Raw genomic sequence first — 18,746 nt, 5'->3', positions numbered from 1 at the left:
AGGATTATTGGGTAGGACGCATGGACGCATTAACAACGCCCTTACCAAAAGCTTGGCAAAGAGTGAGGCTTGGGGATGTTGGCAAACCATGCATGTGTAAAAGAGTTATGAAACATCAAACAACACGATATGGTGAAATTCCGTTCTATAAAATAGGCACATTTGGCAACACCGCTGATGCCTTTATTTCAAAAAAGCTATTTTTAGAATACAAAACAAAATATTCTTTTCCAAAAAAAGGCGATATTTTAATCTCTGCTTCCGGAACTATTGGTAGGGCAGTCATTTATGATGGAAAACCCGCTTATTTTCAAGACTCAAATATCGTTTGGATTGACAACGATGAAACATTAGTTAAAAATGATTTTTTATTTTATGCTTATTCTCATGTGAAATGGAATACAGAGCATACAACTATCTTAAGACTTTATAACGATAATTTTAAAAACACTTTAATCCCCCTACCTCCCCTAAACGAACAAATCGCTATCGCTAACATTTTAAGCGATGTGGATCGTTATCTTTATTCTTTAGACGCCCTCATTCTTAAAAAAGAGAGCGTTAAAAAAGCTTTAAGCTTTGAACTATTGAGCCAAAGGAAACGCTTGAAAGGCTTCAATCAAAATTGGCAAAGAGTAAAAGTTAAAGATTTTGGAATTATTATCACAGGCTCTACACCTTTAACACAAATTAGCGAGTATTGGAATGGAACAATTTCTTGGATCACACCAACAGATATAAATGACAATAAAGATATTTTTAACTCAGAGCGAAAAATCACGCAAAAAGGATTGGATACGATAAGAATGATACCAAAAAATAGTGTTTTGGTTACTTGTATTGCTAGTATTGGGAAAAATGCAATTTTAAGAGTTAATGGGGCTTGTAATCAACAGATAAACGCTATTATTCCTAACAAAGATTTTAATGCAGATTTTATTTATTATTTGATGGAAAATAATAAACAATATTTATTAGGAAAAGCAGGAGTTACTGCTACTTATATAATATCAAAACAAGTTTTTGAAGAAATTGATTTTTTTGTCCCTAAAGATTTAGACGAACAAATCGCTATCGCTAACATTTTAAGCGCTTTGGATCATGAAATCATTAGCCTTAAAAACAAAAAACGCCAGTTTGAAAACATCAAAAAAGCCTTAAACCACGATTTAATGAGCGCTAAAATCAGGGTTTTAAAAAAATAAGTTTTATAAACAAAAATAAAACCTAAAAAATGCTTTTTAGCATTTTTTACAATCAAACAATAAAAGAGCTTGATTTTAATCAAGCGATAATTTCTTAAGGCGGTCTTAGGGGGTTAGGGGGTTTTTAAGGGGGGGTGTTATCGCAAAATACCCCCCTATCCCCTTAAAAAAATAAATTTTATAACAAAATGATCAACGCCCCAAAAGTTAAAGGCAAACCCGCTTATAAAGGAAACCCCTAAGCTTAAAAGCTTAGGGGAACTTTGGCTAATACATTACTTTTCTATAGAAAAGACCACTTTAAACCCCTTAAAAGAGATTTTAATGTATAATACCAACCAAGAGTTTTTATCATGTTTTCTTTTCATGATAAACCCTTTTAACCGTGATTTGCCCCATATCGCAACTATGGGGCGTGATGAGATTTTACAACAAACCCCCTTAAAACACCCCTAGGTCGCACCAAATACGCAAGACAAAGTTTCTACGCCCCATTATGACCACTCAATGAATAAGCTTATCTTTATTGGACAGAAAACAGAGCCATTTGATAACCATCAAAAGAGAGATTTTAAAAGTTTAAAAATCTAATGGAGTTAAAAAAGTTAGTTTAAATGGATAGATTTACTGGATTAAAAGAGTTAAAAGCCAGGAGTAGCCCTAAGGCCACCCCCACAAACGCCCCAATCAATATTGTTGGTTTTGTTGTTGTGCTTTTTGTTGTTGTTGTTGGTGTGCTTGTTGTTGTTGCTGTTGTTGTGCTTGGTGTTGTTGTTCATGGTGTGCCATGATGACTCCTTTAATTGAAATTTAAATTCTAGCTCATCGGCTAGGATTTCATTTTATAACGCAAAATCTAACCAATTATTAACGAAAAAGATTTTAATACTAATTTTTAATACGAGTGCCAATTTAAACGCTTCTATTGTCAAAACTACCAACATCTTTGAATGAAAAAAGCTATAATAAAGAAGTTGCATTAAAAAGGAAAGACAAATCCCCTTTTTAAGGTATAATACTAGGAATTAAAAGCGTGCTATGGTAGTAGCTAAAAAGTCTTTAGGACAGCATTTTTTAACGGATGAGTCGTTTTTAGACAGAATCGTTAATGCTTTGCCCCCCTTAAACCCATTGAAATTAATTGAAATTGGCGTGGGGCTAGGGGATTTGACTCTCAAGTTGTTGGATCGCTATCCTTTAAAGACTTATGAGATAGATAGCCATTTGTGCGAGAAAATGCGAGCGAGATTAAAGGCAGAAAAAAAGCCTTTTCAATTAGAATTGGTAGAAAAAGACGCTCTTTTTTTAAAAGAAGAAGAGCCTTATTTTTTGATTTCTAATTTGCCTTATTATATTGCTACCAGGCTTGTTTTAAACGCGCTCAAAGACCCTAAATGCAGGGGCTTATTGGTGATGACGCAAAAGGAAGTGGCACTCAAATTTTGCACTAAAGATTCACAGAACGCGTTAAGCGTTTTGGCTCACACAATAGGGAATATTACCCTTTTGTTTGATGTGCCGCCTAGCGCGTTTAGCCCGCCTCCAAAGGTGTTTTCTAGCGTGTTTGAAGTGATCAAAGAGCCGCTGAAAGAAAAGGCGTTGGCTTCATTAGCCCAAGTGCCATTTTTTGAAGAAGCCCTACAAAAAGGGTTTGAGACATTAGAAGATTTTTTGAAAGCTTGTTTCTCATCTCCTAGAAAGACGCTTTCAAACAATCTTAAAAAAAGCGTTTCTTATAGAGAAAAGCTTGATAAGGTGTTAGATTTTCTAGCGTTAGAAAGCCAACCAACAAGCGTGAGGGCGTCTGAGGTAAAAGATTATCTCAAGCTCTTAAATTACCTTTTAAAAGGCTAATGCCTTTTTAAAAAATTGAAATAAAGGAATAATCGTTATGACTGATAACAACCAAAACAATGAAAACCATGAAAACAGCAGTGAAAATTCAAAAGCTGATGAGGCGCGAGCCGGAGCGTTTGAGCGCTTCACCAACCGCAAAAAGCGTTTCAGAGAAAACGCGCAAAAGAACGCAGAGTCTTCAAACCATGAAGCGCCTTCGCACCATAAAAAAGAGCATCGCCCCAACAAAAAGCCAAACAACCACCACAAACAAAAACATGCCAAAACACGAAATTACGCCAAAGAAGAATTGGATAACAACAAAGTAGAGGGCGTTACGGAAATTTTGCATGTGAATGAGAGGGGGACTTTAGGCTTTCATAAGGAGTTAAAAAAGGGCGTTGAAGCGAATAACAAGATCCAAGTGGAGCATTTAAACCCGCATTATAAGATGAATTTAAACTCTAAAGCGAGCGTTAAAATCACGCCTTTAGGGGGATTGGGCGAGATTGGGGGGAACATGATGGTCATTGAAACCCCAAAAAGCGCGATCGTGATTGATGCGGGCATGAGCTTCCCTAAAGAAGGGCTTTTTGGCGTGGATATTTTAATCCCGGATTTTTCCTATTTGCACCAAATCAAGGACAAAATCGCCGGTATTATCATCACCCATGCCCATGAAGATCACATAGGGGCCACGCCTTATTTGTTTAAAGAGTTGCAATTCCCCCTTTATGGCACGCCTTTGAGTTTGGGGCTGATTGGGAGCAAGTTTGATGAACATGGTTTGAAAAAATACCGCTCGTATTTTAAAATCGTAGAAAAGCGTTGCCCCATTAGCGTGGGCGAATTTATCATTGAATGGATCCACATCACGCATTCTATCATTGACAGCAGTGCTTTAGCGATCCAAACTAAAGCCGGAACGATCATCCACACCGGCGATTTTAAAATCGATCACACCCCGGTGGATAATCTGCCCACGGATTTGTATCGTTTAGCGCACTATGGCGAAAAGGGGGTGATGCTTCTTTTAAGCGATTCCACCAACTCCCATAAATCCGGGACCACGCCGAGTGAAAGCACCATAGCGCCGGCTTTTGATACCCTTTTTAAAGAAGCGCAAGGGAGGGTGATTATGAGCACATTCTCTAGCAATATCCACCGGGTCTATCAAGCCATCCAATACGGCATTAAATACAACCGCAAGATCGCTGTGATCGGGCGCTCTATGGAAAAAAACCTAGACATCGCTAGAGAATTGGGCTATATCCATTTGCCTTATCAATCTTTTATTGAAGCCAATGAAGTCGCTAAATACCCGGATAATGAAGTCTTAATCGTAACGACCGGCTCACAAGGCGAAACCATGAGCGCGCTTTATCGCATGGCGACTGATGAGCACCGCCACATTTCTATCAAACCCAACGATTTAGTCATCATTTCCGCTAAAGCCATTCCTGGCAATGAAGCGAGCGTTTCAGCGGTGTTGAATTTCTTGATCAAAAAAGAAGCCAAAGTGGCTTATCAGGAATTTGACAATATCCATGTGAGCGGGCATGCCGCCCAAGAAGAGCAAAAGCTCATGCTAAGACTCATTAAGCCTAAGTTTTTCTTACCCGTGCATGGGGAATATAACCATGTTGCGCGCCACAAGCAAACCGCTATTGCTTGCGGAGTGCCTGAAAAAAATATCTATCTAATGGAAGATGGCGATCAGGTGGAAGTTGGCCCTGCGTTCATTAAAAAAGTCGGCACCATTAAAAGCGGTAAAAGCTATGTGGATAACCAAAGCAATTTGAGTATTGACACTAGCATCGTGCAACAAAGAGAAGAAGTCGCTAGCTTGGGGGTGTTTGTCGCTACGATTTTTGTGAATAAAAACAAACAAGCGCTTTTAGAAAGCTCTCAATTTTCCAGTTTAGGGCTTGTGGGCTTTAAAGATGAAAAGCCTTTGATGAAAGAAATTCAAGGGGGCTTAGAGGTGTTGTTGAAATCCAGCAACGCCGAAATTTTGAATAACCCTAAAAAATTAGAAGATCACACTCGTAATTTCATCAGAAAAGCGCTCTTTAAAAAGTTTAGAAAATACCCGGCTATCATTTGTCATGTCCATGCTACCTGATTACAACGCTATCGCCGCGCAAGTCTTAAGAGATGAAGCGAGTGCGCTTTTAGAAAGCGTTAAGCAATTCCAAGAACCTAACGATTTGGAAGCCATTGTCAAGCTCATTTTAAAAAGCCAAGAAAAAGGGGGTAAGCTTGTGATTGTGGGCGTGGGTAAGAGCGCTTTAGTGGCGCAAAAAATCGCTGCTTCTATGTTAAGCACCGGTAACAGGAGCGCGTTTTTACACCCCACAGAAGCCATGCATGGGGATTTGGGCATGGTGGAAAAAAACGATGTGATTTTAATGATTAGCTATGGGGGCGAGTCTTTGGAATTATTGAATCTGGTGAGCCATTTAAAACGCTTGAGCCATAAAATCATCACTTTCACTAAAAGCCCTAATAGTTCGCTCTCCAAACTCGGCGATTATTATTTGAGCTTGAAGATTAAAAAAGAAGCTTGCCCGATTAACACCGCTCCAACGACTTCCACCACCCTAACTCTAGCGTTAGGCGATGTTTTAATGGCATGCTTGATGCGAGCGAAAAACTTTAGCCAAGAAGATTTTGCCTCCTTTCATCCGGGCGGGCTTTTAGGCAAAAAACTTTTTGTCAAGGTTAAAGACTTATTACAAACCACGAATCTCCCCCTAATTCTTCCTAGCACAAGTTTTAAAGACGCGCTCATAGAAATGAGTGAAAAACGCTTGGGCAGCGCGATTTTAGTCAATGAGGCTAACGAGCTTGTGGGGGTGTTAAGCGATGGCGATGTCCGTAGGGCGTTATTAAAAGGGCTTAGCTTGGAGAGTGAGGTGAGGCATTTTGCCACTTTAAAACCTAAAAGCTTTAAGAATTTAGACGCCCTTCTTTTAGAGGCGTTAGAATTTTTAGAGCGCCATAAGATCCAGCTTTTAGTGTGCGTGGATGATTGTAATAAGGTTTTAGGGGTCTTGCACTTGCACCAACTTTTAGAATTAGGACTTAAAGCATGAAAGCTAGCATTTATGATTTCACTTTAGATGAATTGAGTCAGCTTTTAAAACCGAGTTTTAGGGCTAAACAGCTTTATTTGTGGCTCTATGCGAAGTATAAAACAAGCTTTAAAGACATGCAAAATAATTTTTCAAAAGATTTTATCGCTTATTTGGAGCGAGAATTTACTTTGCGCACGATAGAAATCACGCATGTGAGAGAGAGCGTTGATGGCTCTAAAAAATACCTTTTTAAATCTTTAAGGGACAACCACACTTTTGAAGCGGTGTTGTTGAAAATGAAAGACAAAAAGATTGATGAAAAGACTAACGCTATTTTAGAGGGAGAAAAATACACCGTGTGCGTGTCTTGTCAAATCGGCTGTCAAGTGGGTTGCTCGTTTTGTTTCACTCAAAAAGGCGGTTTTGTAAGAAACTTAAAAGCGAGCGAGATTATCCAGCAAGCCCTACTCATTAAAGAAGACAATAACCTCCCCATTGAAAAAGCGCTCAACATTGTTTTTATGGGAATGGGCGAGCCTTTGAACAATTTAGATGAGGTGTGTAAAGCGATTGAGATTTTTAATACCGGCATGCAAATTTCCCCTAAAAGAATCACCATTTCCACGAGCGGCGTGGCCGATAAAATCCCCATTTTAGCGGGCAAAAATTTAGGCGTGCAATTAGCCATATCCTTACACGCCGTAGATGACAAAACGCGTTCATCTTTAATGCCCTTGAATAAAAAATACAACATTGAATGCGTTTTGAATGAAGTGAGGAAATGGCCTTTAGAGCAGCGCAAAAGAGTGATGTTTGAATACCTCTTGATCAAAGATCTAAACGATAGCCTGGATTGCGCTAAAAAACTTTTAAAACTTTTAAACGGCATTAAATCCAAAGTGAATTTGATTTTATTCAACCCGCATGAAGGCTCTAAGTTTGAACGCCCTAGCTTAGAGAGCGCTAGAATGTTTGCGGATTTTTTAAACTCTAAAGGCTTATTATGCACCATTAGAGAGTCTAAAGCCTTGGATATTGAAGCGGCTTGCGGGCAATTGAGGGAGAAAAAACTCTCTCAGCAAATTTGAAAACTCTTTTTTCAAAATTTAGGGAATATAGATTAAAAATTAGCGCTAAATTTTCTTTCATTAACAATTAATTAGATTTTATATTGTAGAATAAAATCCTAGCCAGTGAGCTAGAATTTAAATTTTTAATCAAAGGAGTCATCATGGCACACCATGAAGAACAACACGGCGGGCACCACCACCATCACCACCACACACACCACCACCACTATCATGGCGGTGAACACCACCATCACCACCACAGCTCTCATCATGAAGAAGGTTGTTGCAGCACTAGCGATAGTCATCATCAAGAAGAAGGTTGTTGCCACGGGCATCACGAGTAATATCGGTGTGGCTAGGGGCAACTTGACTAGGGTTGTCTCTGGCTTTTGACTTTAAGATACAATCATTCAAATCTAACCCATTCTAATCAAATTCATTAAATCCAATCCAACCACCGCAACGCACTTGATTTTTATTTTTACAAATATTCATTAATGTTAAAAATACTCATCAATGCCTATAAAAAGTAATTTTTTATCCAATAATATTGTTAAGACTTTTAATTTAAGCTTCAATGTTTTACAACATTCAAAATATTAAAACAATTTTTCAATCAAGGAAAGGGTATGCAAGTTACCCCCCCCCCCCATTTTTTAAAAACCAAATTTTTATTTTTGGCTCTGTATTCTGTGCTAGGGTTTCATTTTAGCCACGCTATAGATGAGGGCGCGCTTAATAAACTCGTTGGAAAGAAGGTTCAAGAAGCTTTAGCGAAAGAAAAAGCTAAGGCTAAACATCAAAGAGCGGATAAAAGCGTTTTTTTTGCTGGTCTTGGCTATAGCGGGATGTTTTCATGGAATTTAGCTTATAAAGATAGTTTTGTTTTGCTACCTCACTACTTTAGTGGAAGACTCTTAGAAAGAAAAGATCCCAGCACCATTTTAAACGGCTTTAATTTTAAGGTGGGGTATATCAGTATATCGCTCCTGTTAAGATTAAAAAAATGGGTTTTGGCGTTAGAGGAGGGTTCCAATATTCCTATAAAGCGGGTAATTACATGGAAAAAGATAAATACCAACAATACTTATTTGGAGTGATACCCATAGACACAATAAATCCTGTTTCTTTTTTTAATGGTGGTATGATAACAATGTCAACTTACAGCTTTTTGTTAGATTTTTTACACAATGTGTATGAAAATGAGAAGTTTTTCATCGGTTATTTTATAGGGGGTGGGCTAGGGGGTGAGAGCGTAACAGCCAATGTTCTTAAAGATTTTGGTAATATATTAGTGCAATTAGTGCAATTTCAGGGCTATGGCTCACTAGGGATAAGAATGGGCGATAAGTGCCACACGCTAGAATTGAGCGCGAGCATCCATGGCGACGCTCCTAGTTGTTCTTTAAAAAAGCTAAAGACTTGCGAAAGCGTGAGAGTTTTACAAGCAAAAATCCCTAGGGGTATTTTTGAAAGCTATGTTACTTGGAGTGCGGATTATGTTTATCGGTTTTAAAAGTTTTTAAAAATTTAATGGCTTTGTTCCAATTGAATAGGGATAACAAAATCTAAAAAATGCTTTAAGCATTTTTTACAATCTAATCATAAAGGGCTTACGAAAAGCGAGCGATCGCTTCATGCTTCATTGTTCCAACTCCCATGTGTCTTTAAAAGAAGCGTTTTTAAGCTTTAAATTCAAGCTCCCTTCAATCCATTGGGTATTAGCCCCCTTTTCGTTGTTGTCAAATAAAAACACCCCTAAAAAGCCTCTAGGGGTCTTAATCAGGCTCAATTCCACGCTAGGAAGAACAATCTTGCTGTCAGGTTTGACTTCAAAGGCTAGGAAAAAGGGGCGGTTGTTTTTGAAATCGTAGCCATTTTTGGTGTATGAATAGCCGGGGGCGCTTTGCAAGATGCCTTTTTGAGTTTCCACGCTAAAAGAATCCAAGTAATAAAACCCAGGCTCTAGCTTGAACGATTGGACTTTGGCTAAAGCGTAGCGGTTTTTCCATAAGAGCATGAAGCGCTCACTCCCTAGCATGAATAAAGGCCCCCTAGGGTCTTTGAGCTTTATTTTGGGGTTTTTTTTAAGTGCTTCATTGTGTTTGGCGATAACTCCTCTATCTATTTTGCGCCAATAAGTGCGCACGCTTTGGCCTTGATGAGCGATATAAAGATTCACCAAACCAGAATGATGGCCTTTAGGTGGCAAACAAGAGGCTAATAAAAAAGCGGCTAACAAACTCACAATTTGAAACTTCAAGCAAATTCCTTAAAAAGAGTGGTGGCTGAATGCTAACATGCTAAAACTAAAACCCTTATAAGTTATGGATAAAAACTTAAAGAATAGGGTAAAATAAACGCATGCGAATAGACAAATTTTTACAATCAGTGGGTTTAGTGAAGCGGCGCGTTTTAGCGACAGATATGTGCAATGTGGGGGCGGTGTGGCTCAATGGGAGTTGCGCTAAGGCTAGTAAAGAAGTGAAAATTGGCGATGTGATTAGCTTGCATTATTTAAAAGGGATAGAAGAATACACGATTTTGCAAATCCCCACTTTAAAAAATGTGCCGCGAAAAGACACGCACCTTTATATCGCTCCTAAAACAAAAGAATAAAGATAAAAGACTAAGGATCAATCCATGGAAGAATACAAAGACACCCTAAACTTAAACACAACCACCTTTTCTATGAAAGGGAATTTGAGCGTTAATGAGCCTAAAACTTACGCCAAATGGCAAAAGCAACAAGCGTTCAAACGCATGCAAGCTAGAAAAGATAACCATGGGGATTTCACCTTGCATGATGGGCCGCCTTATGCGAACGGGCATTTGCATTTAGGGCATGCCTTAAATAAAATTTTAAAAGACATTGTCGTTAAAAGAGAATATTTTAAAGGGAATAAAATCTATTACACGCCCGGTTGGGATTGCCATGGCTTGCCCATTGAGCAGCAAATTTTAGAGCGATTAGAAAAAGAAAAAACAAGCCTGGAAAACCCCACGCTGTTTAGAGAAAAGTGCCGAGATCATGCGAAGAAATTTTTAGAAATCCAAAAGAATGAATTTTTGCAATTAGGCGTTTTGGGGGATTTTGAAGATCCTTATAAAACCATGGATTTTAAATTTGAAGCGAGCATTTATAGGGCTTTAGTGGGAGTGGCTAAAAAAGGGCTTTTGAAAGAACGCCACAAGCCTATTTATTGGAGTTATGCATGCGAGAGCGCTTTAGCGGAAGCTGAGGTGGAATACAAGATGAAAAAATCGCCCTCCATTTTCGTGGCGTTTGGTTTGAAAAAGGAGAGCTTAGAAAAGTTAAAAGTCAAAAAAGCGAGCTTGGTGATTTGGACGACCACGCCTTGGACTTTGTATGCGAATGAAGCGATCGCTTTGAAAAAAGACGCCCTTTATGCGCTCACTCAAAAAGGCTATTTAGTCGCTAAAGCCTTGCATGAAAAATTAGCCGCTTTAGGGGTGGTGGACAATGCGATCACGCATGAATTCAATTCCAATGATTTAGAATATTTGAAGGCCACCAATCCTTTAAACCAAAGAGATTCCCTAATCACTCTAGGAGAGCATGTCGGTTTAGAAGATGGCACAGGAGCCGTGCATACCGCTCCCGGGCATGGTGAAGAGGACTATTATTTAGGTTTAAAATATAATTTAGAAGTGTTAATGTCCGTAGATGAGAAAGGTTGCTATGATGAGGGCATTATCCATAACCAACTATTAGATGAAAGCTATCTGGGCGAGCATGTTTTTAAGGCTCAAAAACGCATTATAGAGCAATTGGGCGATTCTTTATTGCTAGAGCAAGAGATTGAGCATTCCTACCCGCATTGCTGGAGGACGCACAAGCCTGTGATTTACAGAGCGACCACGCAATGGTTTATTTTAATGGATGAGCCTTTTACCCAAAATGACGGCTCTCAAAAAACCTTAAGAGAAGTGGCTTTGAATGCGATTGAAAAGGTGGAATTTGTGCCAAGCAGCGGGAAAAACCGCCTAAAAACCATGATAGAAAACCGCCCTGATTGGTGCTTGAGTCGGCAAAGAAAATGGGGCGTGCCACTGGCCTTTTTCATAGACAAACGCACGAATAAGCCTTGTTTTGAAAGCGAAGTTTTAGAGCATGTGGCGAATCTTTTTGAGAAAAAAGGCTGTGATGTGTGGTGGGAGTCTAGCGTGAAAGATTTATTACCCCCTAGCTATCAAGAGGACGCCATGTATTACGAAAAAGTCATGCACATTTTAGACGTGTGGTTTGATAGCGGTAGCACCTTTAAGGCGGTTTTAGAAGACTATCATGGGGAAAAAGGGCAAAGCCCTAGCGATGTGGTTTTAGAGGGGAGCGATCAGCATAGGGGGTGGTTTCAAAGCTCGCTTTTAATCGGTTGTGTTTTAAACAACCAAGCCCCTTTTAAAAAGGTCATCACGCATGGCTTTATCGTCGATGAAAAGGGCGAGAAAATGAGCAAATCTAAGGGCAATGTGGTGTCTTTGGACAACTTACTCAAAAAGCATGGGAGCGATGTGGTGCGTTTGTGGGTAGCGTTTAATGACTATCAAAACGATTTGAGGGTCTCTCAAACCTTTTTCATTCAAACAGAACAGCATTATAAAAAATTCCGCAACACCCTAAAATTCTTACTCGCCAATTTTAGCGATATGGATCTCAAAAATTTAGAACGATTCCATAACTTCAGCCCTTTAGATCATTTTATATTAGAGGCTTTAGAAACAACAAGCGCTGGAGTCAATAGCGCGTTTGAAGAGCATGATTTTGTGAAAGGCTTGAATATTTTAATGGCGTTTGTTACCAATGAATTGAGCGGGATTTATTTAGACGCTTGCAAGGATAGTTTGTATTGCGATAGCAAAAATAATGAAAAACGCCAAGCCATTCAAATGGTCTTACTCGCTGTGGCTAGCCAATTGTGCTACTTTTTAGCCCCGATTTTAACGCACACGATTGAAGAAGTTTTAGAGCATAGCCAGGTGCTTTGCACGTTTTTACAAGCCAAAGATGTGTTTGATCTAAAAGGCATTAGCGTTTTAGAAAAACTCCACCTTAAAGAGTTTAAAAAGCCAGAAAATTTTGAAGCCGTTTTGGCCTTGCGTTCTGCCTTTAATGAAGAGTTAGACCGATTGAAAAAAGAAGGCGTGGTTAAAAATTCGTTGGAGTGCGCTATTGAAGTAAAAGAAAAAGCGTTGCGTGAAAATTTAGTAGAAGAATTGCTGATGGTAAGCTTTGTGGGGATTGCAAAAGAAAAATTGAGCGAAACGCCAGCATTCACGCTCTTTAAAGCCCCCTTTTATAAATGCCCTAGGTGTTGGCGTTTCAAAAGCGAGCTAGAAAACACCCCTTGCAAGCGTTGCGAACAGGTTTTAAAAGAGCGATGATAAAAGGATAGGGCTTTTGGAAACTTTACAAACCCATAGAGTTTTACAAGCCCTAATTGGCCATTTTACCCCTTTCTTAGAAAGCGGGATCACCGAGCTTATCATCAATACCGAACAGGAGCTTTGGCTTTATAAAGTCAATAACACCCGAGAAAAAAGAGGGCATGCGCTTTTTGATAAGGCGTTTTTGCTGAGATTTTGCGAGCAATTGGCTAGTTTTAGGGGGTTGTTTTTTGATGAAGAGCACCCCACTTTAAATTGCTCTATCCCTTTCACGCGTTATAGGGTGAGCGCGAATCACTTTAGCATCACCACGAACAACCAAATCACGCTCAATATCCGTGTGCCTAGGCTTAAGCCCTTAAGTTTAGACGATTTCACTTTTAAAGCAAGCGATCCAGAAAGTTTGAAAAATTTAGCCCTAAAAGGGCATAACATTCTCATTAGCGGGGAGACTTCAAGCGGTAAAACAAGCTTATTAAACGCTCTTTTAGACTGCGTTAATAAAGATGAAAGGGTGGTGAGCGTTGAAGACAGCCAAGAATTGGATTTAAAAGCGTTTAGTAATTGCGTGGGGCTTTTAGTGGGCAAGCAAGAGAACACGCGCTTTAATTATGAAGACGCTCTCAATATGGCCATGCGCTTAAACCCAGACAGGCTCATTGTGGGCGAGATTGACACCAGGAATGCAGCGCTCTTTTTGCGTTTAGGAAACACCGGGCATAAGGGCATGCTCTCAACCATTCATGCTAATAGCGCTCAAAACACTTTAGAAGCCCTTTCGCTGAATTTGAGCATGCGTTATACGCATTCATTAGATAAGGATTTGATGCGAGCGTATTTTAAGAGCGCGATTGATGTGATCGTGCATGTGAATAGAATCAATGATGAGCGCCAAATCGCTGAAGTCTTATGGACTAAAGAGCTTTAAATGCCCCTAAAATCCTTAAAAAACCGCTTGAATCAGCATTTTGATCTATCGCCTCGCTACGGGAGCGTGAAAAAAATCATGCCCAATATCGTTTATGCGGATGGTTTTAACCCGTCTGTGGGCGATGTGGTGAAGATTGAAAAAAGCGATGGCAGCGAATGCGTGGGAATGGTGGTGGTGGCAGAAAAAGAGCAGTTTGGTTTCACGCCCTTTAACTTCATAGAGGGGGCTAGGGCTGGCGATAAGGTGCTGTTTTTAAAAGAGGGGTTGAATTTCCCTGTGGGCCGTAATCTTTTAGGGAGGGTGCTTAACCCTTTAGGGCAAGTCATTGACAATAAGGGGGCGCTAGATTATGAGCGATTAGCGCCTGTCATTACAACGCCTATAGCCCCTTTAAAAAGAGGCTTGATTGATGAAGTTTTTAGCGTGGGGGTGAAGAGCATTGATGGGCTTTTGACTTGCGGTAAGGGGCAAAAACTGGGCATTTTTGCCGGCTCTGGGGTGGGCAAATCCACGCTAATGGGCATGATCACTAGGGGTTGCTTAGCGCCCATTAAAGTGATCGCTTTGATTGGGGAAAGGGGCAGAGAAATCCCTGAATTTATAGAGAAAAACTTAAAAGGGGATTTAAGCTCTTGCGTGTTGGTGGTCGCCACGAGCGATGATAGCCCTTTGATGCGCAAATACGGGGCTTTTTGCGCGATGAGCGTGGCGGAGTATTTTAAAAACCAAGGGCTAGACGTGTTGTTCATCATGGATTCAGTGACTCGTTTCGCTATGGCTCAAAGAGAGATCGGTTTAGCCTTAGGCGAACCGCCCACTTCCAAAGGCTACCCCCCATCCGCGCTTTCTTTATTGCCTCAATTAATGGAGAGAGCGGGCAAGGAAGAAAATAAGGGGAGCATTACGGCTTTTTTTAGCGTGCTGGTAGAGGGCGATGATTTGAGTGATCCCATAGCCGATCAAGCCAGGAGTATTTTAGATGGGCATATTGTCTTAAGCAGGGAATTGACCGATTATGGGATCTACCCGCCTATTAATATTTTAAACTCCGCATCAAGGGTGGCTAAAGACATCATCAGCGAGTCTCAAAACCTGCATGCGAGAAAATTCCGCCGTTTGTATGCGTTATTGAAAGAAAATGAAATGCTCATTCGCATCGGCTCTTATCAAATGGGGAACGATAAAGAGCTTGATGAAGCGATTAAGAAAAAGGCTTTAATGGAGCAGTTTTTAGCGCAAGATGAGAACGCTTTGCAGCCTTTTGAAACAAGCTTTCAGCAATTAGAAGAAATCTTAAGATAAAAGGAATGTTATGGAATCACAACTCATGAAACTCGCCATTGAGACTTATAAAATCACTTTGATGATTTCTTTACCGGTATTACTAGCGGGCTTGGTGGTGGGGCTATTAGTCAGTATTTTTCAAGCGACCACTCAAATCAATGAAATGACCTTGTCTTTTGTGCCTAAGATTTTGGCCGTGATTGGGGTGCTGATTTTAACCATGCCGTGGATGACTAACATGCTTTTAGATTACACTAAAACCTTAATCAAACTCATTCCTAAAATCATAGGCTAGAAAATGCTAGAAACCATTATTGATTTTTCTCGTTACAGCAGCGTGAAAATCGGCACGCCTTTAAAAGTGAGCGTTTTAGAAAACGATGATGAAATCTCTCAAGAACACCAGATCATCGGTTTAGCGAACAACCTTTTAATCGCTCCTAGCGCAAAAAATCTCGCCCTTTTAGGCCCAAACTACGATTATATTTGCGATAAGGGTGAATGCGTTGAAATAGGGGGAGCGGCCAACTCGTCTAAAATTTTTAATTATTTTAGGGCGAATGATTTAGAGGGTTTGGAGTTTTTAGGGCAATTGCCTGGCACTTTAGGGGCGTTAGTTAAAATGAATGCCGGCATGAAAGAATTTGAAATCAAAAATGTTTTAGAAAGTGCTTATATCAATAATCAATGGCTAGGGCGTGGAGCGTTAGGTTTAGATTATCGCAGCAGCACATTCAATGGCGTTGTTTTAAGAGCGAGGTTTAAAAAAACGCATGGCTTTAGAGAAGAGGTTTTAAAAGCGTGTAAAAGCATGCGCAAAAGCCACCCCAAATTGCCTAATTTTGGGAGCTGTTTCAAAAACCCGCCTAACGATCATGCGGGTAGGCTTTTAGAGGGTGCGGGTTTAAGGGGTTATTGTCTAAAAAGAGTGGGCTTTGCTAAAGAGCATGCGAATTTTTTGGTGAATTTGGGGGGCGCAGAATTTGAAGAAGCGCTGGATTTGATAGAACTCGCCAAAACCAGAGTGTTACAAGAATACGGCATTTATTTAGAAGAAGAAGTGAAAATTTTAAGGTAGGGTTGAAAGGCTTTATGTGGAATCAAGCTTATCCCTATTGATGAGAACAGAGCCTTATTATTATTTAGTCCTATCATGATCCAAACCCCCAACGACAAGTAATCCTTTTTCTTTGGGCGTCAAATTTAGGGCTAAAAAGGTTTTTACTCTCTATCTCGTCTTTAGTGTGAATGCCCACCAAAGGCAAAAGAGAATGGATTAAATCATCGCTCATGAAAGGTTTGTTTAAAGCGTTTTTAATCAATTTGACTTTCTCGGGGTGTTTTTCTTTAAAAATATCGCTCACATAAATCATAAAAGGGATTTCTAATCCCGCTTTAGAGCAGCTATGCCCATAAGTGGGGCCGCTTTCAAAAACATCTTGTGCATGGTCGCTCAAGTAAAACACAATAGCGTCCTTATCTTTAAAGAGGTTAAAAATCCCATTCAAAACAAAGTCGTTATAATAAAGCGAATTGACATAATCAGCGACGATTTGCTTGTCTCTATCGTTGCTTGCGTGCAAATTAGAAAAAGACAAATCGCTTGGTTTGAATTTGGCGAAGCTTTTAGGGAAACGATCAGCATACCAAGAATGAGAGCCAATCAAATGGAACACGATAAAATTCTTGCTTTTTAATTGGGATGGGATATTTTTAGAATAAAATTTCACCAGCTCTTCATCGTATTGACCATAGTTTCCCAAAATATAGTAGCGGTTTTTAGAACGATTAGAGACTAGATTTTGTGTGATCCCCCATTCATCGACGATTTGTTTTTCTAACCAAAAAGTTTCATAATGGGATCGCTTGAAAATATCTATCATGTTGTGGTAATGATACCAAGGCTTATTCGTTTCGGCGTTGCTGTAATTAAGCAGGCTTTCAAAGACATCAGAGGTGTGGGCTTCTTTACTTATCGTGTCAGAAAACACGAACAGGTTGTTACTCTCTCTCTCTCTCTCTCTCTCTCGTTGGCGAGTTGGCTCAATAAGGGGTTATTAGGAATGCTATAGCCATAGAGTTGCATGAAATTTCTGCTCGCGCTTTCGCCGATGACTAAGACGACATTTTTAACATCGCCCGTGCTAGAAAGATAATCGCTTGGTAAATAAAGGTTATTTAAAAAGCTATAAAATTTTATGGCTTGTTGGCGATCAAACAAGCTCAAATAGGCGGAATAAAACCCCCTAGTTAAGGAAAGAGAAAAGAGTGATCTTTTTAAAATGGCATCGTTGCTCGTGAGGTATTTAACATGGCGAACGCTTCCTATGGTGAGGATAGAAAGCCCTAAAACACCCGCTATCACACCAGGTACAAGCGCTCTAAAGCGAATGATTTTAATCATAATCAACAAAGCAATCAAAATAAAAGCGTAGTAAAACAAATAATTGTTATAGCTTTTTATAAACGCCATCGTTTCAGAGCTGTTTGTGGCTAAAAGTGTGTCAATCAAGCCTTTGGAAAAAGGCATTTTAAACATAAAGAGCGTAAAAATTTCAGCCACGCTAAAAATAATACCGCTTCCTATAAACAACCATTCTAATGAATATCGCAAGCGTTTTTTAGGGATTAGTGCACAACTATAATACACCACAAACCCGATTAAAAAAGCACCTAAAAAGCCTTTAGAGAAAGAAAACAGATCGCTATTTTTGTAGGCGTTAGAAAGGGCGTTGCAAAGAAGGAACATTAAAAATTTTTCATCTAGAGTTACGCTACTGGCAAAGAATTTTAAAAATTTCAATAGTTTTTCCATGGAATGTCCTTTAAGAGGGTTTGAAAACTTTTTTCAAAATATTTTTTATCCTAAAACAAAAATAATCCCTAATCGTTTTTGATCTGATGTGGGTTTTAAAAGATTGCATCTGTTGGTCTTTAGCCATTTCAAGGCGTTCTTTAAAAAAATCGTTTTTAAAAGGGGTGCAAAAAAGGTTGGCGAGCCAAAAACCCGCTTCAGCTTCATAGCAAATCAAACGCCCGTTCAAAGAACTCACAGAACGCCAGGGCTTGTATTGGATGAAATGGAGCATGATGATGTTTTTAGGGTAGTGCTCTTTGAAAGAATCAGAATAGCAATTATAATGAATAGGCAATTCTAAAACGCGCTTCCAAAACACCATATTGATTAAACACTGCTCAGGGTAGAAAAGATCTTTCCCCCTAGTTTTCAAAAACTCTAAAGCGATCTTTTCAAACCCATTTTCGCGCCACAAATCTAAATTCGCTACCAAAAAGCCCATGTTAAAGCCCTGATGGATGCGTTGTAATTCGTTTTGGCTAAAGCGTGAAAAATCAATCTTAAAATTCTTACAAGCGCGCTCAATAAAATCACAAAAGGCTTCAAAAGAAAGGTGGGAAAAAGTGTCTCTCACCATGCCAAGCAACTTAGTGGGATCGTTATCCAGTGCAAAATAAGCGCTTGCAATATCGCCCAAAAACACCGTATCCACATCTATGGAAATGATTTTAGAATAATTAGGGAAGAGCGAAGCGAGCAAGAGCCGGCACAAAACAAGAAGCCCGCCATAACGCTTGGAGCAAGATTCATTAAGATAGTTTTCTATGGAATGATCGAGCGAATCGATATTGATAAACTCTAATGAAGCGAATTTTTTAAAAGGCTCGATGGTTTTTAAGAGCTTGTTTTGCTGCTCTAAAGTAACCTCTTTAACCAAACAATGGATTTTATACACGATGTTAACGGGTAAAAGCTCGTTATTCTGATTGAGAGGGCTAAAGTCTATCATGCTTGTGTGCCTGCTCGCATGGGAGAGTAACGAATAAAGACAAACTCCTGCCCCTAGCGCGTAATTCTTATCAAAACTCATAAAAATAGGGATAATTTGATCGGGTAAGTTTTGCGTATCCATTA

16 protein-coding genes and 2 pseudogenes are annotated in these 18,746 nt (G+C 39.6%); 14 read left to right on the top strand and 4 right to left on the bottom strand.

From position 1 onward, the window contains the following. The first annotated feature begins 20 nt into the window (after nt 1–20). The 8 genes and pseudogenes from HPB14_RS06820 (at nt 21) to HPB14_RS08090 (ending at nt 8,707) form a co-directional block, all read left to right on the top strand. Nucleotides 21–1,205, top strand: coding sequence for a restriction endonuclease subunit S (locus tag HPB14_RS06820; RefSeq protein ID WP_000339710.1), 1,185 nt, complete (start codon nt 21–23; stop codon nt 1,203–1,205). Between the two features lie 225 nt (nt 1,206–1,430). Continuing rightward, a complete protein-coding gene (locus HPB14_RS08675) occupies nt 1,431–1,661 on the top strand; it encodes a cag pathogenicity island protein (protein WP_195182610.1) in 231 nt (76 codons plus the stop codon). 582 nt (nt 1,662–2,243) lie between these two features. Next, complete coding sequence (rsmA, locus tag HPB14_RS06810) at nt 2,244–3,059, top strand: 16S rRNA (adenine(1518)-N(6)/adenine(1519)-N(6))-dimethyltransferase RsmA (RefSeq protein WP_000259413.1); 816 nt, start codon at nt 2,244–2,246, stop codon at nt 3,057–3,059. A gap of 37 nt (nt 3,060–3,096) precedes the next feature. Continuing rightward, nucleotides 3,097–5,166 (top strand): ribonuclease J, encoded by a 2,070-nt coding sequence (locus HPB14_RS06805; RefSeq protein WP_000131621.1) that lies wholly within the window; start codon nt 3,097–3,099, stop codon nt 5,164–5,166. Continuing rightward, nucleotides 5,150–6,139 (top strand): KpsF/GutQ family sugar-phosphate isomerase, encoded by a 990-nt coding sequence (locus HPB14_RS06800; protein WP_000062252.1) that lies wholly within the window; start codon nt 5,150–5,152, stop codon nt 6,137–6,139. Before HPB14_RS06805 ends, HPB14_RS06800 begins: the two co-directional genes overlap by 17 nt. Continuing rightward, a complete protein-coding gene (gene rlmN / locus HPB14_RS06795; RefSeq protein ID WP_000647745.1) occupies nt 6,136–7,209 on the top strand; it encodes a 23S rRNA (adenine(2503)-C(2))-methyltransferase RlmN in 1,074 nt (357 codons plus the stop codon). The genes HPB14_RS06800 and rlmN overlap by 4 nt, the downstream gene beginning before the upstream one ends. Nucleotides 7,210–7,412: 203 nt before the next feature. Next, nucleotides 7,413–7,535 (top strand): annotated as a pseudogene (hpn, locus tag HPB14_RS08670) (nickel storage protein Hpn); the annotation flags it as partial. Nucleotides 7,536–7,820: 285 nt separating this feature from the next. Next, nucleotides 7,821–8,707: pseudogene (locus HPB14_RS08090) on the top strand (outer membrane beta-barrel protein). Between the two features lie 126 nt (nt 8,708–8,833). On the opposite strand, the gene HPB14_RS06775 reads toward HPB14_RS08090, so the two are convergent. After that, nucleotides 8,834–9,454 carry a hypothetical protein gene (locus HPB14_RS06775; protein WP_000671786.1) on the bottom strand — a complete coding sequence of 207 codons (621 nt, stop codon included), beginning with the start codon at nt 9,452–9,454 and terminating at the stop codon, nt 8,834–8,836. Between the two features lie 101 nt (nt 9,455–9,555). Here HPB14_RS06775 and HPB14_RS06770 point away from each other — a divergent pair, with 101 nt between their 5' ends. The 6 genes from HPB14_RS06770 to HPB14_RS06745 are packed head-to-tail and all read left to right on the top strand — an operon-like array spanning nt 9,556 to nt 15,893. Then, nucleotides 9,556–9,810: an RNA-binding S4 domain-containing protein gene (locus HPB14_RS06770; protein ID WP_001217161.1), complete on the top strand. Its 255-nt coding sequence runs from the start codon at nt 9,556–9,558 to the stop codon at nt 9,808–9,810. 24 nt (nt 9,811–9,834) lie between these two features. After that, nucleotides 9,835–12,597 carry an isoleucine--tRNA ligase gene (gene ileS / locus HPB14_RS06765; RefSeq protein ID WP_000393442.1) on the top strand — a complete coding sequence of 921 codons (2,763 nt, stop codon included), beginning with the start codon at nt 9,835–9,837 and terminating at the stop codon, nt 12,595–12,597. A gap of 16 nt (nt 12,598–12,613) precedes the next feature. Further along, the gene (locus HPB14_RS06760; RefSeq protein WP_000449313.1) at nt 12,614–13,528 is read left to right on the top strand and encodes a CpaF/VirB11 family protein; all 915 of its coding nucleotides are present in this window, start codon (nt 12,614–12,616) and stop codon (nt 13,526–13,528) included. Further along, a complete protein-coding gene (gene fliI, locus HPB14_RS06755) occupies nt 13,529–14,833 on the top strand; it encodes a flagellar protein export ATPase FliI (protein ID WP_001128716.1) in 1,305 nt (434 codons plus the stop codon). It abuts the gene before it with no gap. 10 nt (nt 14,834–14,843) lie between these two features. Beyond that, nucleotides 14,844–15,110, top strand: a complete 267-nt coding sequence (gene fliQ / locus HPB14_RS06750; protein ID WP_000445741.1) for a flagellar biosynthesis protein FliQ — start codon at nt 14,844–14,846, stop codon at nt 15,108–15,110. Between the two features lie 3 nt (nt 15,111–15,113). Further along, nucleotides 15,114–15,893 (top strand): UDP-N-acetylmuramate dehydrogenase, encoded by a 780-nt coding sequence (locus tag HPB14_RS06745; protein ID WP_000894433.1) that lies wholly within the window; start codon nt 15,114–15,116, stop codon nt 15,891–15,893. 73 nt (nt 15,894–15,966) lie between these two features. Here HPB14_RS06745 and HPB14_RS08320 read toward each other — a convergent pair whose 3' ends face one another. The 3 genes from HPB14_RS08320 to HPB14_RS06730 are packed head-to-tail and all read right to left on the bottom strand — an operon-like array spanning nt 15,967 to nt 18,744. After that, nucleotides 15,967–16,806: a phosphoethanolamine transferase gene (locus HPB14_RS08320; protein WP_041199452.1), complete on the bottom strand. Its 840-nt coding sequence runs from the start codon at nt 16,804–16,806 to the stop codon at nt 15,967–15,969. Beyond that, nucleotides 16,788–17,630, bottom strand: a complete 843-nt coding sequence (locus tag HPB14_RS08315; RefSeq protein WP_000413314.1) for a sulfatase-like hydrolase/transferase — start codon at nt 17,628–17,630, stop codon at nt 16,788–16,790. Before HPB14_RS08315 ends, HPB14_RS08320 begins: the two co-directional genes overlap by 19 nt. 10 nt (nt 17,631–17,640) lie before the next feature. Further along, complete coding sequence (locus HPB14_RS06730; RefSeq protein ID WP_000380967.1) at nt 17,641–18,744, bottom strand: glycosyltransferase family 8 protein; 1,104 nt, start codon at nt 18,742–18,744, stop codon at nt 17,641–17,643. Nucleotides 18,745–18,746: the final 2 nt, after the last annotated feature.

The sequence above is a fragment of the Helicobacter pylori HUP-B14 genome (genome assembly GCF_000259235.1).
Classification (GTDB): domain Bacteria; phylum Campylobacterota; class Campylobacteria; order Campylobacterales; family Helicobacteraceae; genus Helicobacter; species Helicobacter pylori_CU.
The sequence above is the reverse complement of the archived record's forward strand: the minus strand, read 5'-3'. Positions and strand labels throughout refer to the sequence as shown.

Excerpts from the sequence above, each read along its gene's own strand:
- HPB14_RS06730 (WP_000380967.1), bottom strand. The coding sequence starts at position 18,744 with ATGGATACGCAAAACTTACCCGATCAAATTATCCCTATTTTTATGAGT.
- fliI (WP_001128716.1), top strand. The coding sequence starts at position 13,529 with ATGCCCCTAAAATCCTTAAAAAACCGCTTGAATCAGCATTTTGATCTA.
- rlmN (WP_000647745.1), top strand. The coding sequence starts at position 6,136 with ATGAAAGCTAGCATTTATGATTTCACTTTAGATGAATTGAGTCAGCTT.
- HPB14_RS08315 (WP_000413314.1), bottom strand. The coding sequence starts at position 17,630 with ATGGAAAAACTATTGAAATTTTTAAAATTCTTTGCCAGTAGCGTAACT.
- HPB14_RS06745 (WP_000894433.1), top strand. The coding sequence starts at position 15,114 with ATGCTAGAAACCATTATTGATTTTTCTCGTTACAGCAGCGTGAAAATC.
- ileS (WP_000393442.1), top strand. The coding sequence starts at position 9,835 with ATGGAAGAATACAAAGACACCCTAAACTTAAACACAACCACCTTTTCT.
- HPB14_RS06805 (WP_000131621.1), top strand. The coding sequence starts at position 3,097 with ATGACTGATAACAACCAAAACAATGAAAACCATGAAAACAGCAGTGAA.
- HPB14_RS06800 (WP_000062252.1), top strand. The coding sequence starts at position 5,150 with ATGTCCATGCTACCTGATTACAACGCTATCGCCGCGCAAGTCTTAAGA.
- HPB14_RS06770 (WP_001217161.1), top strand. The coding sequence starts at position 9,556 with ATGCGAATAGACAAATTTTTACAATCAGTGGGTTTAGTGAAGCGGCGC.
- rsmA (WP_000259413.1), top strand. The coding sequence starts at position 2,244 with ATGGTAGTAGCTAAAAAGTCTTTAGGACAGCATTTTTTAACGGATGAG.
- HPB14_RS06820 (WP_000339710.1), top strand. The coding sequence starts at position 21 with ATGGACGCATTAACAACGCCCTTACCAAAAGCTTGGCAAAGAGTGAGG.
- fliQ (WP_000445741.1), top strand. The coding sequence starts at position 14,844 with ATGGAATCACAACTCATGAAACTCGCCATTGAGACTTATAAAATCACT.